Here is a 13,551-nt window from a genome sequence, read left to right as displayed (position 1 = left end):
CTGGTTGGCTACGTTCGGGAGGGATAACCGCTGAAAGCATCTAAGCGGGAAGCCTGCTTCGAGATGAGGGCTCCCACCCACTTGATGGGGTAAGGCTCCCTGTAGACGACAGGGTTGATAGGCCAGATATGGAAGCCTTGTGAGAGGTGGAGTTGACTGGTACTAATAGGCCGAGGGCTTGTCCTCAGATGCTCGCGTCCACTGTGAAATTTTTTCTTCGATGACAACCATTTAGTGTTTCGGTGGTCATGGCGGAGGGGAAACGCCCGGTTACATTCCGAACCCGGAAGCTAAGCCTTCCAGCGCCGATGGTACTGCATGGGGGACCGTGTGGGAGAGTAGGTCGCCGCCGAACAATTATTGAGAGTAGGCCCGTTGGGGATTTCGATCCCCAACGGGCCTACTCTTGTTTCATGGACAGGTATGCGATCCGGACCACGCGCCGCGAGGACTGGGCACGGCTGCGGGAACTGCGGCTGGCCGCGCTGCTCGATCCGCTGGCCGAGGTGGCGTTCTACCAGACCTACGAGGCCGCGCTGGAGATCCCGCGGCAGGAATGGGAGCGCCGGGCCGCCGGCGAACGCATCACGACGTTCATCGGATACCCGGTCGATCCCGAGGACCCCGTCGGCTCCGCCGACCCTGCGGACTTCGCGGTGGACAAGCCGTGGGCCGGCATGGTGACCGTCTTCCCCGAGCCCGACACGTTCGCCGGGACGGACACCGACGCCGATAGCGACACCAATCACGTCGTCGTCGTGGGCGTGTATGTCCGCCCCGAGCACCGGGGTACCGGGCTGGCCAGGAACCTCATGCGGCGGGCCATCGACTGGGCCGGGGAACGCGAGGTGCGGCTGCGCGTCCACGAGAACAACCCGCGCGCCGCCCGCTTCTACGCCTCCCTCGGCTTCCGCCCCAACGGCGTCGGACACCCCGACCCCCGCATGCCCGGCTTCCAGGCCGTCGAACTGACCCTCCCCGCCCGCCGCTGAGCCCGAGTACCACGGCCCCCGTCAGCCACCGGTCGGCGCCGTACCCACCACCCGCGGGCGGAAGGCCAGGATCGCGTCGGCCACCGCGTCGAGATGGCTCTCCAGCAGGAAGTGGCCGCCGTCCAGCAGCACGATCTCCGCGTCCGGAGCATCGCGCCGGAACGCCTCCGCACCCGCCGGCCCGAAGATCTCGTCGTTGCGGCCCCAGATCGCCAGCACCGGCACCCCGCTCGACCGCAGCCACGCCTGCACCGCCGGATACAGGGCCCGGTTGCCGGCGTAGTCGCCGAACAGGGCCAGCTGGGCGCGGTCGTTCCCCGGCCGGGCCAGCAGCGCCAGGTCGTGCTCCCAGGCGTCCGGGTCGATTAGGCTCGGGTCCGGGACGCCGTGCGTGTACTGCCACTCGACGGCCTCCCGGCTCAGGGCCGGCCGCAGCCGCGCCTCGTTCTCCGGGCCGCGGTCCTGCGCGTAAGCCCAGATGGGCGCCCAGAACTCCGGGACGAAGCCCTCCTCGTAGGCGTTGCCGTTCTGCGAGACGACACCGAGCACCGCCTCCGGTGACGCCAGCGCCAGCCGCCAGCCGATGGGTGCCCCGTAGTCCTGGACGTAGAGCGCGTACCGCTCCACGCCCAGGGCGGCCAGGAAGCCGCGGGTCACCTCGGCGAGCGTGTCGAAGGTGTAGGGGAAGTCCGCCGCGTCCGGTGCCGATGAGCGGCCGAAGCCGATGTGGTCGGGCGCGATCACCCGGTACGGGCCGGCCAGCGCCGGGATCAGGTGGCGGAACATGTGGGAGCTGGTCGGATAGCCGTGCAGCAGCAGGAGGACGGGGGCGTCGGCGGGGCCGGCCTCCCGGTAGAAGACGGTCAGGCCGTCGACGTCCACGGTCCGGTGATGAACAGCAGCCATGTCTAACCCTTAAAGTTGGTTTTACTGGTTAGGTTACGCTGATCATGCACAGGACGTTCCGGGGTGTCAAGGAGAGTGCGGCATGGGCGTGGTGGAGGACGAGGAACTGTTGCTCGCCGTGCTCAACAGCGCGCCGGTGCTCGACGGGCGCCCCACCGACCGCCTCGGCGGGGCGGGCGCGGCGGAGTGGGTACGGGAACTGGGCGGGGACGGCACGGCGGAGGAGTGCGAGCGGCTGCGGCGGGTGCGGGACACCCTGCACCGGCTCGTCCGCGGCACCTCCCCGGACACGAACACGAACACGGACACGGACGCGCTCGCCGCCGTCCTCGACGGGGCGCGGCTGCGGCCCGAGGTGTCGGCGGCCGGGGTGTCCTGGCGGCTGGAGACGGCGCCCGGCGACGAACTCGCCGTCCGGGTCGTCTTCGCGTGGTCCCGGGTCCTCGCCGAACTGCCGGGGCGGCTGCGGCCGTGCGCCAACGACGCCTGCCGGCTGTTCCTGATCGACCACAGCCGGCCCGGGACCGCGCGGTGGTGCTCCATGGCCGCGTGCGGCAACCGGATGAAGGCGCGCACCCATGCGCGCAAGCGGCAGCCGGGGTAACGGGCGACCGTCCGGGGCGGCCCCCGGAGGCGGGGTCAGACGCCGATGACGGTCAGTTTCGGCTGCTCGGACGTCAGGGCGTCCACCAGCGCGGCGCGGAACGGGGCCGTGGGGGTGTGGTTGCCGATGACGTACAGGGTGCCGCCCTCGTTGGCGAGGTTGTCCAGCGCCAGGGTGTCCACCCGGCCCGGGGTGCAGGACTGACGGATGTGCAGCTGGTCGAGACCCGCCAGCGCCCGGCCGATCAGGACCAGGGCGGCGTCCCGGCGTTCGGGCAGCGAGGTGAGGGCGCTCTCCAGCTCCATGGACGCCCCGCCGGCGGCCCGGGGATGGGTGCGCAGGATTTTGGCCGGGTCGGCGGTGGCCTTGCCCTGGGCCCAGCGCTGCACGTGCTGGATCGGCTCGCCGGCGAGCGCGGCGGCGTGCAGGTAGCAGCGGAGCAGGGTCTCTGCGGTCTCGGCGTCGAGCTGGAAGATGGGCTCCGTGGGCCGTACGGGGCCCAGCAGGGCCTTGGCGCGGCTCCTGGCGGCCGGCATGTCCTCGGCGCCGCGCTGGGGCGCCCAGCGCAGCCGTACGGGCGCGTCCGAGGCGTGGCCGGGGTCGTAGACGTGGACGGGGCCGTGTCTGCCGCGCCGGGTGGCGGTCTTCGTCCACAGGCGGCCGTCGGGGTCGATGACGATCAGGCCGGCGGGGGCGGCCAGCACGGCGGCCATGGGATCGGCGGCCGGTGCGGGTACGGGGGCGGGTACCGGGGTGGCGATGGTGGCGGCCGGTTGCTGGGGGCGGGGCGGCTCGACCGTACGCGGGACCGGCGCGGGTGGCGCCACCGGTGCCGGGTGGGCCACGGGGGCGGGGGCGGCGGGTGCCGCGTACCCCGGCTCGGCCGGCTGCTCATGGCTCTGCCCCTGCGCGTGCCCCTGCCCCTGTGCGTGCCCCTGCCCCTGCTCGTGCCGGGACGGGCGGGCGCGCCAGCGGGCGACGCGGATCGCGATCCACAGCACGCCGCCGAACAGCATGATGACCAGCACCAGGAAGATCAGCCACAGCAGGCCCGCGCCCGGCAGGGTCTCCGGGTCGGCCTGCGGCCAGGCGCCGGCCACATCACCGGGCTCGGTCAGGAAGCTGCGCAGCGCGGTGGCGGTGCGCAGGAAGGTGACGCCGTCCGGCCAGGCGCCGTGCGCCACCCAGCCGGCGACGCCGGTGGCCGTCCAGGTGAGGACGGTCAGGCCGAGGACGAAGCCGAGGCCGCCGACCAGCAGCGCGTCGGGGACGCCGCCGCCGCGCCGGGCCGGGGGCTGGGACGAGGGCTGGGACGGGGGTGGGGTGCTGGTGCTCATCCGACGCCCTGCCGTTTCTCGAAGGAGATGACCCGTTCCTCCGTCTCGGCCTCGAAGGGGTCGGTGATGCCGAGCGGGTTGTCGTCGTCGCCGGTGCCGGCCTCCAGGGCGGCCGGTCCGTCCGGTGTCGCGGCGTTCGCGGCGCGCTGGGCGGAGGACTCGGTCATGGCGCGGTCGGTGAAGACCAGGGGGCGTTCGCTCTCGGTCACCAGGTGTTTGACGACCTGGACGTTGCCGTTGACGTCCCACACGGCCATGCCGGGGGTGAGGGTCGGGATGATCTCCACCGCCCAGCGGGGCAGGCCGAGGACCTGGCCGGTGGCGCGTGCCTCGTCCGACTTCTGGGCGTAGATGGTCCGGGTGGAGGCCATCTTGAGGATCGCGGCGGCCTCCTTGGCGGCGGCGCCGTCCACCACGTCCGACAGGTGGTGCACGACGGCGACGAAGGACAGGCCGAGGCGGCGGCCGAACTTCAGCAGCCGCTGGAAGAGCTGGGCGACCGAGGGCGAGTTGATGATGTGCCACGCCTCTTCGACCAGGAAGATCCGTTTCTTGCGGTCCGGCCTGATCCAGGTGTGCTCCAGCCAGACACCGACGATCGCCATCAGGATCGGCATCGCTATGGAGTTGCGGTCGATGTGGGAGAGGTCGAAGACGATGAGCGGGGCGTCGAGGTCGATGCCGACCGTGGTCGGGCCGTCGAACATGCCGCGCAGGTCGCCGTCCACGAGGCGGTCGAGCACGAGGGCGACGTCCAGGCCCCAGGCGCGTACGTCCTCCAGGGCGACGTTCATGGCGTCGGCGGACTCGGGCAGCGGGTGGCGCAGCCGCTCCACGATGTCGCCGAGGATGGGCTGGCGGCCGTCGGGGTCCTGGGCGGCGGCCTGGTTGACGTAGGCGTGGGCGACCTTGAGGGCGAAGCCGGAGCGTTCGTCGAGGCCGCGGCCGAGGGCCACCTCGATGATGGTGCGCAGCAGCGCCAGCTGGCCGGTGGTGGTGATGGCCGGGTCGAGGGGGTTGAGCCGGACGGTGCCGTCGAGGGCGGCCATCGGGTCGAGGCGGATGGGGGTGATGCCGAGTTGCTGGGCGACCAGGTTCCACTCGCCGACGCCGTCCTCGCCCTGGGCGTCCAGGACGACGACCTGGCGGTCGCGGAACCGGAGCTGGCGCAGGACGTACGTCTTCTCCAGCGCCGACTTGCCGTTGCCGGACTCGCCGAGGACCAGCCAGTGCGGGGCGGGCAGTTGCTGTCCGTACAGCTGGAACGGGTCGTAGATGTAGCCCTTGCCGGAGTACACCTCGCGGCCGATGATCACGCCGGAGTCGCCGAGTCCGGGGGCGGCGGTGGGGAGGTAGACGGCCTGGGCCTGGCCGGTGGAGGTGCGGACGGGGAGGCGGGTGGTCTCGGTGCGGCCGAAGAGGAGGCTGGTGAACGCCTCGGTGATCAGGTTGAGCGGGTCACGGGCCGGCATGACGGCACCTCCTGGGCGCCTGGGGGGACGTGTGGGAGGCGGCGGGGGTCATCGCCTGATTCCGGTGGCGAAGGGGAGGGTGTTGACGAACGCGCGGTGGTGCTCGCGGTCGCACCATTCGAGCTTGAGGTACGACTTGCCGGCGGAGGCGCGGATGGTGCGCTTGTCGCGGGCGAGGGCTTCGGGGTTGGGGGAGGAGACGGTGAGGTAGCCGACGAGGTTGACGCCGGCGGCGCCGGAGGCCAGGTCGTCGCCGCGCTGGTCGACGCGGCTGTGGGCGGCGACGTCGCGCGGGTCGACGGTGCGGTTCATCTTGGCGGCGCGGGCGGCCTCGGCGTCGTCGTTGGTCTTCTCGGTGAGCATCCGCTCGATGGCCAGCTCGGTCGGTTCGAGGTCCATGCAGACGGCGACGGTGCGGATGACGTCCGGGGTGTGGACGAGGATCGGCGCGAGGAAGTTCACGCCGACCGGGGTCATCGGCCACTCCTTGATCCAGGCGGTGGCGTGGCACCAGGGTTCGCGGGTGTCGGACTCGCGGGTCTTGGCCTGGAGGTAGGTGGGTTCGCGGGCGTCGAGCTCGGCCGGCCAGGCGTTGCGGCGGGACATCGCCTGGAGGTGGTCGATGGGGTGGTCCGGGTCGTACATGGAGTGGATGAGGGAGGCCAGCCGGGCTTCGCCGAGCGGCTGGCGGACGCGGATGTCGGCCTCGGTGAGGCGGGCGCAGATGTCGGCGAGTTCGCGGGCCATGATGACGGCCAGGCCCTCGTCCTGGGACATGCGGCGGCCGTTGTGCTGCCGGCCGGCGCGGGCGATGGCCTGGGCCTCGTTGCTGAGGTCGCGGGAGTGGTGCATGCAGGCGACCAGGTAGGCGCGGTGCTGCTCGCTGGAGGTGGACACCATCGACTGGAGCTGGTCGTAGGAGTCCTGGAGCCAGCCGGGGGAGTCGGGGTCGCCGCGCTCGGCGACGTCGTTGGCGTGCGCGTCGGGGTCGGCGGGGAGGGTGCGGGCCAGCATCTGGAGGCGGGTGACGTGGCCGTCGCCGTTGGCGACGTGCTTGAGGAGGGTGCCGAAACGTTCGACCAGCGCCTCCTGGTCCTCGCTGTCGCGCAGGCCGACGCCGGGGCCTTCGATCTCTATGGCGGCGGTGATGGTGCGCTTCTCGGTGTGCAGCAGGACGGCGATCTCGTCCGGGCCGAACGGGGCGGCGAGCCACTGGACGCGGCCGACGCCGGGGGGCGCGCCGATCTCGACCTCACGGCCGGTGAGGGAGGTGCCGGCCTCGGGGGCGGCGGAGCGGTAGGTGGCGCCGGTGCGCTGGGTGCGGCGGAAGTGTCGGTTGATTTCGAACCACTTGTAGAAGGTGCGGCCGTTGTAGGGCATGTAGATGGCGGCCAGGGCGAGCAGGGGGAAGCCGGCGAGGCCGACGATGCGGATGGTCAGCTGGGGGATGAGGATGCCGCTCATCATGCCGAGGAAGGCGCCGGCGACGATCAGGGCGATCTCGCCGGTCTCGCGGTTGCGGCCGACGAGGGCCTGGGGGCGGGCGCGGCCGATCAGATAGGTGCGGCGGCGGGTGAGTGTGTGCGGCGGGCTGGTCACCGGCTGCCTCCTCCTCGGTTACCTGCGGCCGGGCCGCTGGGGGATCCGGTCGCGCTGCCTCCGGTGGCGCGGTTGCCGTGGGCGGCGACGCCGCCGGAGACGGCGCTGCCGCCGCTGCCGCGCTGGGCGCTGCCTCCCTGGCCGCCGGTGGCGGCTGCCGCGCCGTCGCGGGCACCGTGGGTGCCCATGCCCTGGCGCAGGACGGTGGCGGGGGTGGCGATGGCGGCCTTGGCGGCGCGGCTGGAGGTGTCCTGGCGGGCGGCGCGGTGGCTGACGATCTCGTCGCCGAAGCCGGGGACGAAGCGGTAGATCATGGCGGACGCGAAGATCGCCAGCAGAATGATGGCCAGCCCGGACACGACGGCGGAGAAGGCGGAGGGGCCCTCGCTGGTGGAGAGGGCGGAGGCGAGGCCGAGGACGATCACGATGACCGGCTTGAGGAGGATGACGGCGATCATGATCCCGGCCCAGCGGCGTACGTGGCCCCACAGGTTCTTGTCGACGAGCCCGGCGTAGACGGCGGTGCCGAGCAGCGCGCCGACGTAGAGGAGGGCGGCGCGGATAACGAGTTCGAGCCAGAGGACGCCGGCGGCGAGGATGGAGATGAGGGAGACGACGATCAGCATGATCGGCCCGCCGCCGATGTCCTCGCCGGCGGCGAGGGCGGCGGAGAAGGAGCCGAAGAACTGGTCGGAGTTGTCCCCTGTACCCGTGACGATGGCGTCGGTGACGCCGTCGGTGGCCGCGACCACGACGTAGAGGATCAGCGGGGTGAAGGCGGAGGCCATGACGGTGAGCCAGAGGAAGCCGATGGCCTCGGAGATGGCGGTGGTCAGCGGGACGCCCCGGATGGCGCGCTTGGCGATGGCCAGCAGCCAGAGGATGAGGGTGAGGACGGTGGAGGCGGCGAAGACGACGGCGTACTGGCGCAGGAAGGCGCCGTTGGTGAAGTCGACGTTGGTGGTGCCGGAGACGGCGGCGGAGAGCTGATCGACGATCCAGGCGGCGGCGTCGGCGCAGCCCTGGGCGAGGGAGGACAGCGGGTCGAGGGTGTCGTTGATGCGGTTGCCGCCGCCTCCTCCGTCCCCCGCTCCCGGGTCGTCGCCCTCGCAGAGATCGCGGGCGGCTCCCCGGATGAGATCGCACTCGTCGTTGTTCTCCGGCTCCGCCGGCTCCTCTTCGTCGGCGAAGGCGCGGGTGGCCCAGGCGAGTTGGACAGCGACGAAGCCGGTCACCGCCGAGGCCAGGGCGGCCAGGCGAAGCCGAGGGCTAGCGCGCATACGTGAACCCTCCGTACTGCTCGACAGCTTCGGCCATCTCCTCGGCCGTTGAGGCGCGCTGGTCGCGGGCGACCGGCACGGGACCGTCCTCCTGGTCGAAGGCGGCGATCTTCCAGTCGCCGTCGACCCAGGTGAGGTCGTAGGTGTTGGTGTACCAGCTCTCGGTCACGGGGTTCACGGAGTCCGCTCCGGCGATGCCGAACAGCGACGAGTACCAGACGGCGACGGTGGCGCGGTCGGGCGTGAAGTCGATGATGCGGGTGCCGACCGGAACGACCCGGGCCACGAAGGTGCTTCCCTCGGGCGCCGCTCCGGAATCACTGAGGCCGATGCGGCTCAGGAAGGCGGAGTCGGAGTAGACACGGTCGATGTTGTCGGCTTCCCGGGCGGTGAACTCGGGGGTGTACACGGCCTCGACGATCTCGCGCCGGGAGGCTTGCTGGAACATGCCTTCGCCGCCGAGCGCCACGGCATAGTTGGCGGCGGCACTTTCCGCGCCCTGGGCGGTCTGCGGGTAGCCGGAGGGGATGCCGTTGGTGAAGCCGTCGACGGGCTGTTCGCCGGAGGGGGCGGTGGGGTTGGCACCGGGCCGGCCGTCGTCCCCGGAGCCGCCGTTGTTCCCGCCGCCGCTGCTGTCGTCGGCGCGGTTGGCGAAGACGATGGCGGCGATCAGGATGAGGACGATGCCGACGATGGTGACGACGCTGCGGCCGGGCGACGCGGCGGGACGGCGGTCGGTGAAACCATCCTGCTCGGGCAGCCGGGTACGGGTCTGTGAGGGGACGCCACGGCCGCGCTCGTCGTCGTACCCGTCGCCGCCGTAGCTCATGATCGTGCCCCCTCAACAACCGCCGTGAGTCTATTACCTCCTCACACGACGTTAGCGTCCCGGACGGACAACGGTGCGCTTTGGCCGGAACGATCAGTCAGGGTTGCCGGAGTTGGCCCGGTACGCGTTGTGAAGGTCTAGTGTGTGGCCCCCGCGCCCACCAGGCGGAGCAGGGCGGCCCACCGGGCGGGCGTGGTGAGGAGGACGGTCCCGGGGTCCTCGCTCTCCCGGAACCGGAGGTGGCCGCCTGGCCCGTGTGCGACCTCCAGGCAGTCGCTGCTGGGGTCGCCGCTGCTGTAACTGGACTTCTGCCACTCAAGTTCCGGCATTCTTTCCCTCCTTCATGAGGTACAGGAGATGGTGCACGAGTCCGAGGGAACCCTCCCCGAGCTGACCGGTGAGGTCAAGGGATGCCAGCGACACGGCGCTGAGGCGTGCGAAGTCCGTTGCGAAGCGGTTGATCTGAGCGGGGTCGCCGAGAAAGACGGAGGCAACTGGCTGCTCGACATGGACGGTGCAGAGTTCGGGGACCTGGGCGTCGAGGAGGGTGTAGGGAGCTCCTGGGGTTGCCGGGTGGGCATCGGCGGAGAACGGCAGTACCTGGATGGTGATGTTGGGGAAGTGAGCGAGCTGGACCAGGTACTCCAGCTGATCCTGCATGATCTTGCGGTCCACGAACTTCATGTGGAAGGCGGCTTCGTGGATCACTGCGTGGTAGTTCGGTAGTGGCTCTTCGACGAGTACTTGCTGACGCCGCAGCCGGAAGTTCACGTACTCCTCTATGACCTCGATGGGAGCGGCTGGGTTGGTTCTGGCGAAGAGACTGCGCATGTAGTCGGGTGTCTGCAGCAGTCCAGGAATGTAGAGCCACTGGAACGAGCGGTGAGCTGTCGCGGCTGCTTCGAGCTCGGCGAGATCGATGACTCGTGTTTCGAGTGTCTTCGCGTATGCCGTCCACCAGCCCTTGCCGCTGGCGTTGCTCATCTCCACCAGGGCGTCGATCAGCGCCTTATTCGTACAACCGTAAACCTCGGCGAGTGCCCGCAGGCGGGCTTCCGAGCATGCGGTGCGGCCCGCTTCGATGTTGCTCAGGTGCGGTGTGTGGATGCCGATGCGGCGGCAGACCTCGGCGCGTGGCACGTCGGCGGCTTCGCGCAGCTTCCGCAGCTCCTGGCCGAGGCGTCGCTGGCGCTGGCTGACGTTCGATCGCAGTCCCATGTCTCAACTCCCACCACAGCATCACTCACTTCGATCCCGCGTTCCGCTCGGCTCACTCCATTGGGTGATGAATCCCGGCAAGGGTTGTATTCGTTACCAGGCAGATCCTAGCGTCATGACATACCAACCCGGACTGCCGTAAGTCCGAAGTGCACCGCGCGGGAAGCGACTTGCGTGGCGGGCCACGGCCGGTGGGCGGGCGACCGTATGAAGGGAGCTGGTTCGCATGTGTGCTGTTGCCGTCCTTCCCCCGCTCGGCGGGGACTTCTCGTTCACCTTCCCGCCCGACATCCGGTGGGTGCGCAGCGCGCGGGAAGCGGTCCGTACCGCGCTCGCCGCGCGGGACCGGAGTCCGGAGGGGGAGGACCTGGTGGAGAAAACCACGCTCCTCACCTCCGAGGTGGTGACCAATGCGGTGGTCGCGTCGTTGAACAGCGTGCGGCCCAGCCCCGTCGCGCTCTACGCGGCGTGGACCCCGGCGGGGGCGGTGCGGGTGTCAGTACACGACTCCGCGCCAGGAGTGCCGCAGCCCCCGGCCGGCTTTCCTCCGCCAGAGGACGAGCACGGCCGGGGTCTGCTTCTCATCGACCTCTACGCCTCCGACTGGGGCGTGTGCCACCACACCCCGGGGCCCGGAAAACTGGTGTGGTTCACCATCGCGGCCGGGCTGCGGTGACAGCGCGCGGGCCGCGACGGCGGGTCACGCTCGGCCATCGGCAACTCCTGGCCGCCGCCGGTGTGGTGGAGCGGTGGGCGGGGGTGCGGATCGAGGTCGCAGGGGCGGCCGAGCCGCCCGTCCGGGGCAAACGGCACGGGATTCTGCGGCAGTGCGAGACCCAGCTCGTCACCGCTGCCGGGCCGGACCTCGTCCCGTTGCGGTCGGCGTCCGTCGCACGTCCGGAGGCCGGGCCGGATGCGTACCTGACCGTCGACCTGGCGGTGTGCCCGTCCGGGTTCCTGGAGTCGGACGAGGCGCTGCTGCATCCGCGCGCCGTCGAACTCGCGGTGGCCGTCGTACCGGACGGCGGCCGGCGCCTCCTGGAGACGTACGCCGCCGCCCGGATACGGCTGGTGCTGCTGGTGGATCCCCGGCGTGGCCGGTGGTCACTGAACGGCGACCCGCGGGAGGGGCGTTACCGGGAGGTGCGGCGCGGGGGGTACGGGGAGGCGGTTGCGCTCCCCGTACCGTTCTGCGGCCGGATCGACACCGCCCGCTTTCCGCGGTACACCGCTCGCACCGCTCAGTAGCGGCTTTCGGCGACGAAGGCGAAGCCGTTGTCGTCGCGGTTGAGGGAGCTGATGCGCATGTCGTCCTCGTCGTCCTCATCGGGGCGGAGGATGAGGGCGACGCTGTCGATGTCGCAGGAGTCGTCGTACGTGTACGTCGGTACCAGGGGACTCACCAGGATGGTGGTGACGTCCGCGTAGACCAGGGTGGCGTCCCAGGAACAGCTGTAGTCGGGGGAGTAGATGCTCAGGGCCCGGTCGCCGGGTTCGCTGAACAGCAGGCTGACCTTGTACGGCTCGCCGTCCGCCGACTCGGGGGCGCCCATCACCTCGAAGTCCTCGCTGGCCAGGTCGTACGAGCCGCCGTACTTCATGGGCTCGGGAACCTCCATGTTCTTGTCCTCGAAGGACGGCACCATGGCCAGTTCGAGGTCCATGGAGGAGGAGGCCCAGGTCAGTTCGTCGGAGCCGGAGACGGTGAGGGACTGGTCGCCGAAGTCGCAGTCGGCGGCGTCGGCGTCCTCGGGGACGGTGGTCAGCTGGCCGGGGGCGAAGACCAGCTCGCCGGAGGCGTCGGTGCTCACCGTCTGGACGTGGTGGCACAGGACGTAGGGGGTGAGGAACCAGGAGGTGGCGCGGGTCTCGGTGCGGTTCTGCTCGATGACCAGACGGTGCAGGAGTTGGTCGGTGGCGCCTTCGTCGGCGGTCAGGACGCCGTCCCAGGCGCCCAGGTACTCGCGGCTGACGTCCTCGCTGGTGCTGTCGCCGCCCTCCTCCTGCTCCTGGCCGTCGTCGGGTGCGTCATCGGTGTCGTCGCCCTCGTCCACGGGGACCTGCTCGGTGGGCGTGGGGGTGGGGTCGGTGGCCTCGTCGTCCTTGTCGCCGCCGAGTTGCGTGGCGAGGACGACGGCGCCGACGACGAGAAGCGGCACGGCGACGGCCGCCGCGATGATCCACGGCGCGGTCTTCTTCTTCACCGGCGGGTGCGGGCCGACCGGCGGGGGCTGCGTGTACTGCGAGGTCGGCGGGCCGAACCCGGGCGGTGGCGCGGTCGCGTAACCGGGCGCCGGGTGGGACGGCGGGCCGTACAGGCCGTGGACGGGGGAGGGCGGTCCGGGCGGCGCGGCGGGGACGGGCGGGGTGTGGGACGGCGGCGGCGGGGTGCCGTGGCCGGCCTGCGCGGCGCCGTCGTCGTCCGCGTCGTCGGAGGTGAGGAGCGCGATGGCGTCCTTGCCGAGGCCCGCGAGGACGGCGGCCGGGAGCCAGTGGTCCTGGGTGGCGGCGCGGGGGTCGGCCAGCGAGGAACCGAGGAGTTCGGTGATGCGGTCGGGGGTGGGGCGTTCGGCCGGGTCCTGGGACAGGCATATCTCGATCAGCGGGCGGAGGCTGTCGGGGACGCCGGTGAGGTCCTGTTCGCCCTGGACGATGCGCAGCAGCATGGTGTGCAGCGTGCTGTCGAGGGTGCCGAACGGGCTGCGGCCGGTCGCGGCGAACGTCAGCACCGAGCCGAGCGCGAAGACGTCGGCGGCGGGGGTGATGGACTGCGCGCGGGCCTGCTCGGGCGACATGAACCCGGGGGTGCCGACGATGGCGCCGGCGTGCGTCATGGTGGTGCCGCCGGTGCTCTCGGCGGCGCGGGCGATGCCGAAGTCGATGACGCGGGGGCCGTCGATGGTGATGAGGATGTTGGACGGCTTGAGGTCGCGGTGGATGAGGCCGGCGCCGTGGATGTCGCGCAGCGCCTGGGCGAGGCCGCCGGCGAGATGGCGGACGCTGTGCTCGGGCAGCGGGCCGTAGCTGGAGCTGACCACGGTGTGCGGGGACGGGCCGGCGATGTAGTCGGTGACGACCCAGGGGAACTCGCCGGTGGAGTCGTGGTCCAGTACGGGCGCGATCCACTGTCCGCCGACGCGGGTGGCCGCCTCGATCTCCGCCTGGAAGCGGCGCCGGAAGTCGGGGTGGCCGGCGAGTTCGTTGCGGATGAGCTTGACGGCGACGGTGCGCCCGCGCGACGACCGGGCCAGATAGACCTGGCCCATGGCGCCCTCGCCGAGCTTGCCGAGCAGTTTGTACGTGCCGACCTGTCG

At 71.2% G+C, this 13,551-nt stretch carries 13 protein-coding genes and 2 rRNA genes; 6 read left to right on the top strand and 9 right to left on the bottom strand.

Annotated elements, in window-relative coordinates:
• The 3 genes from BM385_RS26135 to BM385_RS26125 all read left to right on the top strand — a co-directional run.
• Window positions 1–186: ribosomal RNA gene (locus BM385_RS26135) — 23S ribosomal RNA — on the top strand; the annotation flags it as partial.
• A 52-nt stretch (window positions 187–238) separates the two neighbouring features.
• A 5S ribosomal RNA gene (gene rrf / locus BM385_RS26130) occupies window positions 239–355 on the top strand.
• 58 nt (window positions 356–413) lie between these two features.
• The gene (locus tag BM385_RS26125) at window positions 414–992 is read left to right on the top strand and encodes a GNAT family N-acetyltransferase (protein ID WP_093844576.1); all 579 of its coding nucleotides are present in this window, start codon (window positions 414–416) and stop codon (window positions 990–992) included.
• A gap of 21 nt (window positions 993–1,013) precedes the next feature.
• Here BM385_RS26125 and BM385_RS26120 read toward each other — a convergent pair whose 3' ends face one another.
• Window positions 1,014–1,898, bottom strand: coding sequence for an alpha/beta fold hydrolase (locus tag BM385_RS26120; RefSeq protein ID WP_093844575.1), 885 nt, complete (start codon window positions 1,896–1,898; stop codon window positions 1,014–1,016).
• A gap of 82 nt (window positions 1,899–1,980) precedes the next feature.
• Here BM385_RS26120 and BM385_RS26115 point away from each other — a divergent pair, with 82 nt between their 5' ends.
• Complete coding sequence (locus BM385_RS26115; RefSeq protein WP_093844574.1) at window positions 1,981–2,502, top strand: CGNR zinc finger domain-containing protein; 522 nt, start codon at window positions 1,981–1,983, stop codon at window positions 2,500–2,502.
• Between the two features lie 35 nt (window positions 2,503–2,537).
• Here the strand turns inward: BM385_RS26115 and BM385_RS27420 are convergent, their stop codons facing one another.
• The 7 genes from BM385_RS27420 to BM385_RS26080 form a co-directional block, all read right to left on the bottom strand.
• Window positions 2,538–3,839 (bottom strand): type IV secretory system conjugative DNA transfer family protein, encoded by a 1,302-nt coding sequence (locus BM385_RS27420; protein ID WP_093844573.1) that lies wholly within the window; start codon window positions 3,837–3,839, stop codon window positions 2,538–2,540.
• Complete coding sequence (locus BM385_RS26105; RefSeq protein ID WP_019435716.1) at window positions 3,836–5,311, bottom strand: ATP-binding protein; 1,476 nt, start codon at window positions 5,309–5,311, stop codon at window positions 3,836–3,838. Before BM385_RS26105 ends, BM385_RS27420 begins: the two co-directional genes overlap by 4 nt.
• Before the next feature lie 48 nt (window positions 5,312–5,359).
• Complete coding sequence (locus tag BM385_RS26100; protein WP_019435717.1) at window positions 5,360–6,910, bottom strand: SCO6880 family protein; 1,551 nt, start codon at window positions 6,908–6,910, stop codon at window positions 5,360–5,362.
• Window positions 6,907–8,190 carry a hypothetical protein gene (locus tag BM385_RS26095; RefSeq protein WP_107407839.1) on the bottom strand — a complete coding sequence of 428 codons (1,284 nt, stop codon included), beginning with the start codon at window positions 8,188–8,190 and terminating at the stop codon, window positions 6,907–6,909. The genes BM385_RS26100 and BM385_RS26095 overlap by 4 nt, the downstream gene beginning before the upstream one ends.
• Window positions 8,180–9,019 (bottom strand): DUF8175 domain-containg protein, encoded by an 840-nt coding sequence (locus BM385_RS26090; RefSeq protein ID WP_093844572.1) that lies wholly within the window; start codon window positions 9,017–9,019, stop codon window positions 8,180–8,182. The genes BM385_RS26095 and BM385_RS26090 overlap by 11 nt, the downstream gene beginning before the upstream one ends.
• A 137-nt stretch (window positions 9,020–9,156) precedes the next feature.
• A complete protein-coding gene (locus BM385_RS26085) occupies window positions 9,157–9,348 on the bottom strand; it encodes a DUF397 domain-containing protein (protein WP_093844571.1) in 192 nt (63 codons plus the stop codon).
• On the bottom strand, window positions 9,335–10,237 hold the full coding sequence (locus BM385_RS26080) for a helix-turn-helix domain-containing protein (protein ID WP_019435721.1): 903 nt from the start codon (window positions 10,235–10,237) through the stop codon (window positions 9,335–9,337). The genes BM385_RS26085 and BM385_RS26080 overlap by 14 nt, the downstream gene beginning before the upstream one ends.
• A gap of 226 nt (window positions 10,238–10,463) precedes the next feature.
• On the opposite strand from BM385_RS26080, the gene BM385_RS26075 reads away from it, so the two are divergent.
• Window positions 10,464–10,913 (top strand): ATP-binding protein, encoded by a 450-nt coding sequence (locus BM385_RS26075; protein WP_019435722.1) that lies wholly within the window; start codon window positions 10,464–10,466, stop codon window positions 10,911–10,913.
• Window positions 10,910–11,485 carry a hypothetical protein gene (locus BM385_RS26070; RefSeq protein WP_093844570.1) on the top strand — a complete coding sequence of 192 codons (576 nt, stop codon included), beginning with the start codon at window positions 10,910–10,912 and terminating at the stop codon, window positions 11,483–11,485. Before BM385_RS26075 ends, BM385_RS26070 begins: the two co-directional genes overlap by 4 nt.
• On the opposite strand, the gene BM385_RS26065 is transcribed toward BM385_RS26070, so the two are convergent.
• Window positions 11,479–13,551: serine/threonine-protein kinase (locus tag BM385_RS26065; protein ID WP_093844569.1), on the bottom strand; the 2,073-nt coding region annotated here is incomplete at its 5' end. The genes BM385_RS26070 and BM385_RS26065 overlap by 7 nt on opposite strands.

The organism is Streptomyces harbinensis, from assembly GCF_900116145.1.
GTDB classification, from domain to species: domain Bacteria; phylum Actinomycetota; class Actinomycetes; order Streptomycetales; family Streptomycetaceae; genus Streptomyces; species Streptomyces carpaticus.
The sequence above is the reverse complement of the archived record's forward strand: the minus strand, read 5'-3'. Positions and strand labels throughout refer to the sequence as shown.

Excerpts from the sequence above, each read along its gene's own strand:
- BM385_RS26125 (WP_093844576.1), top strand. The coding sequence starts at position 414 with ATGGACAGGTATGCGATCCGGACCACGCGCCGCGAGGACTGGGCACGG.
- BM385_RS26120 (WP_093844575.1), bottom strand. The coding sequence starts at position 1,898 with ATGGCTGCTGTTCATCACCGGACCGTGGACGTCGACGGCCTGACCGTC.
- BM385_RS26115 (WP_093844574.1), top strand. The coding sequence starts at position 1,981 with ATGGGCGTGGTGGAGGACGAGGAACTGTTGCTCGCCGTGCTCAACAGC.
- BM385_RS27420 (WP_093844573.1), bottom strand. The coding sequence starts at position 3,839 with ATGAGCACCAGCACCCCACCCCCGTCCCAGCCCTCGTCCCAGCCCCCG.
- BM385_RS26105 (WP_019435716.1), bottom strand. The coding sequence starts at position 5,311 with ATGCCGGCCCGTGACCCGCTCAACCTGATCACCGAGGCGTTCACCAGC.
- BM385_RS26095 (WP_107407839.1), bottom strand. The coding sequence starts at position 8,190 with ATGCGCGCTAGCCCTCGGCTTCGCCTGGCCGCCCTGGCCTCGGCGGTG.
- BM385_RS26090 (WP_093844572.1), bottom strand. The coding sequence starts at position 9,019 with ATGAGCTACGGCGGCGACGGGTACGACGACGAGCGCGGCCGTGGCGTC.
- BM385_RS26085 (WP_093844571.1), bottom strand. The coding sequence starts at position 9,348 with ATGCCGGAACTTGAGTGGCAGAAGTCCAGTTACAGCAGCGGCGACCCC.
- BM385_RS26080 (WP_019435721.1), bottom strand. The coding sequence starts at position 10,237 with ATGGGACTGCGATCGAACGTCAGCCAGCGCCAGCGACGCCTCGGCCAG.
- BM385_RS26075 (WP_019435722.1), top strand. The coding sequence starts at position 10,464 with ATGTGTGCTGTTGCCGTCCTTCCCCCGCTCGGCGGGGACTTCTCGTTC.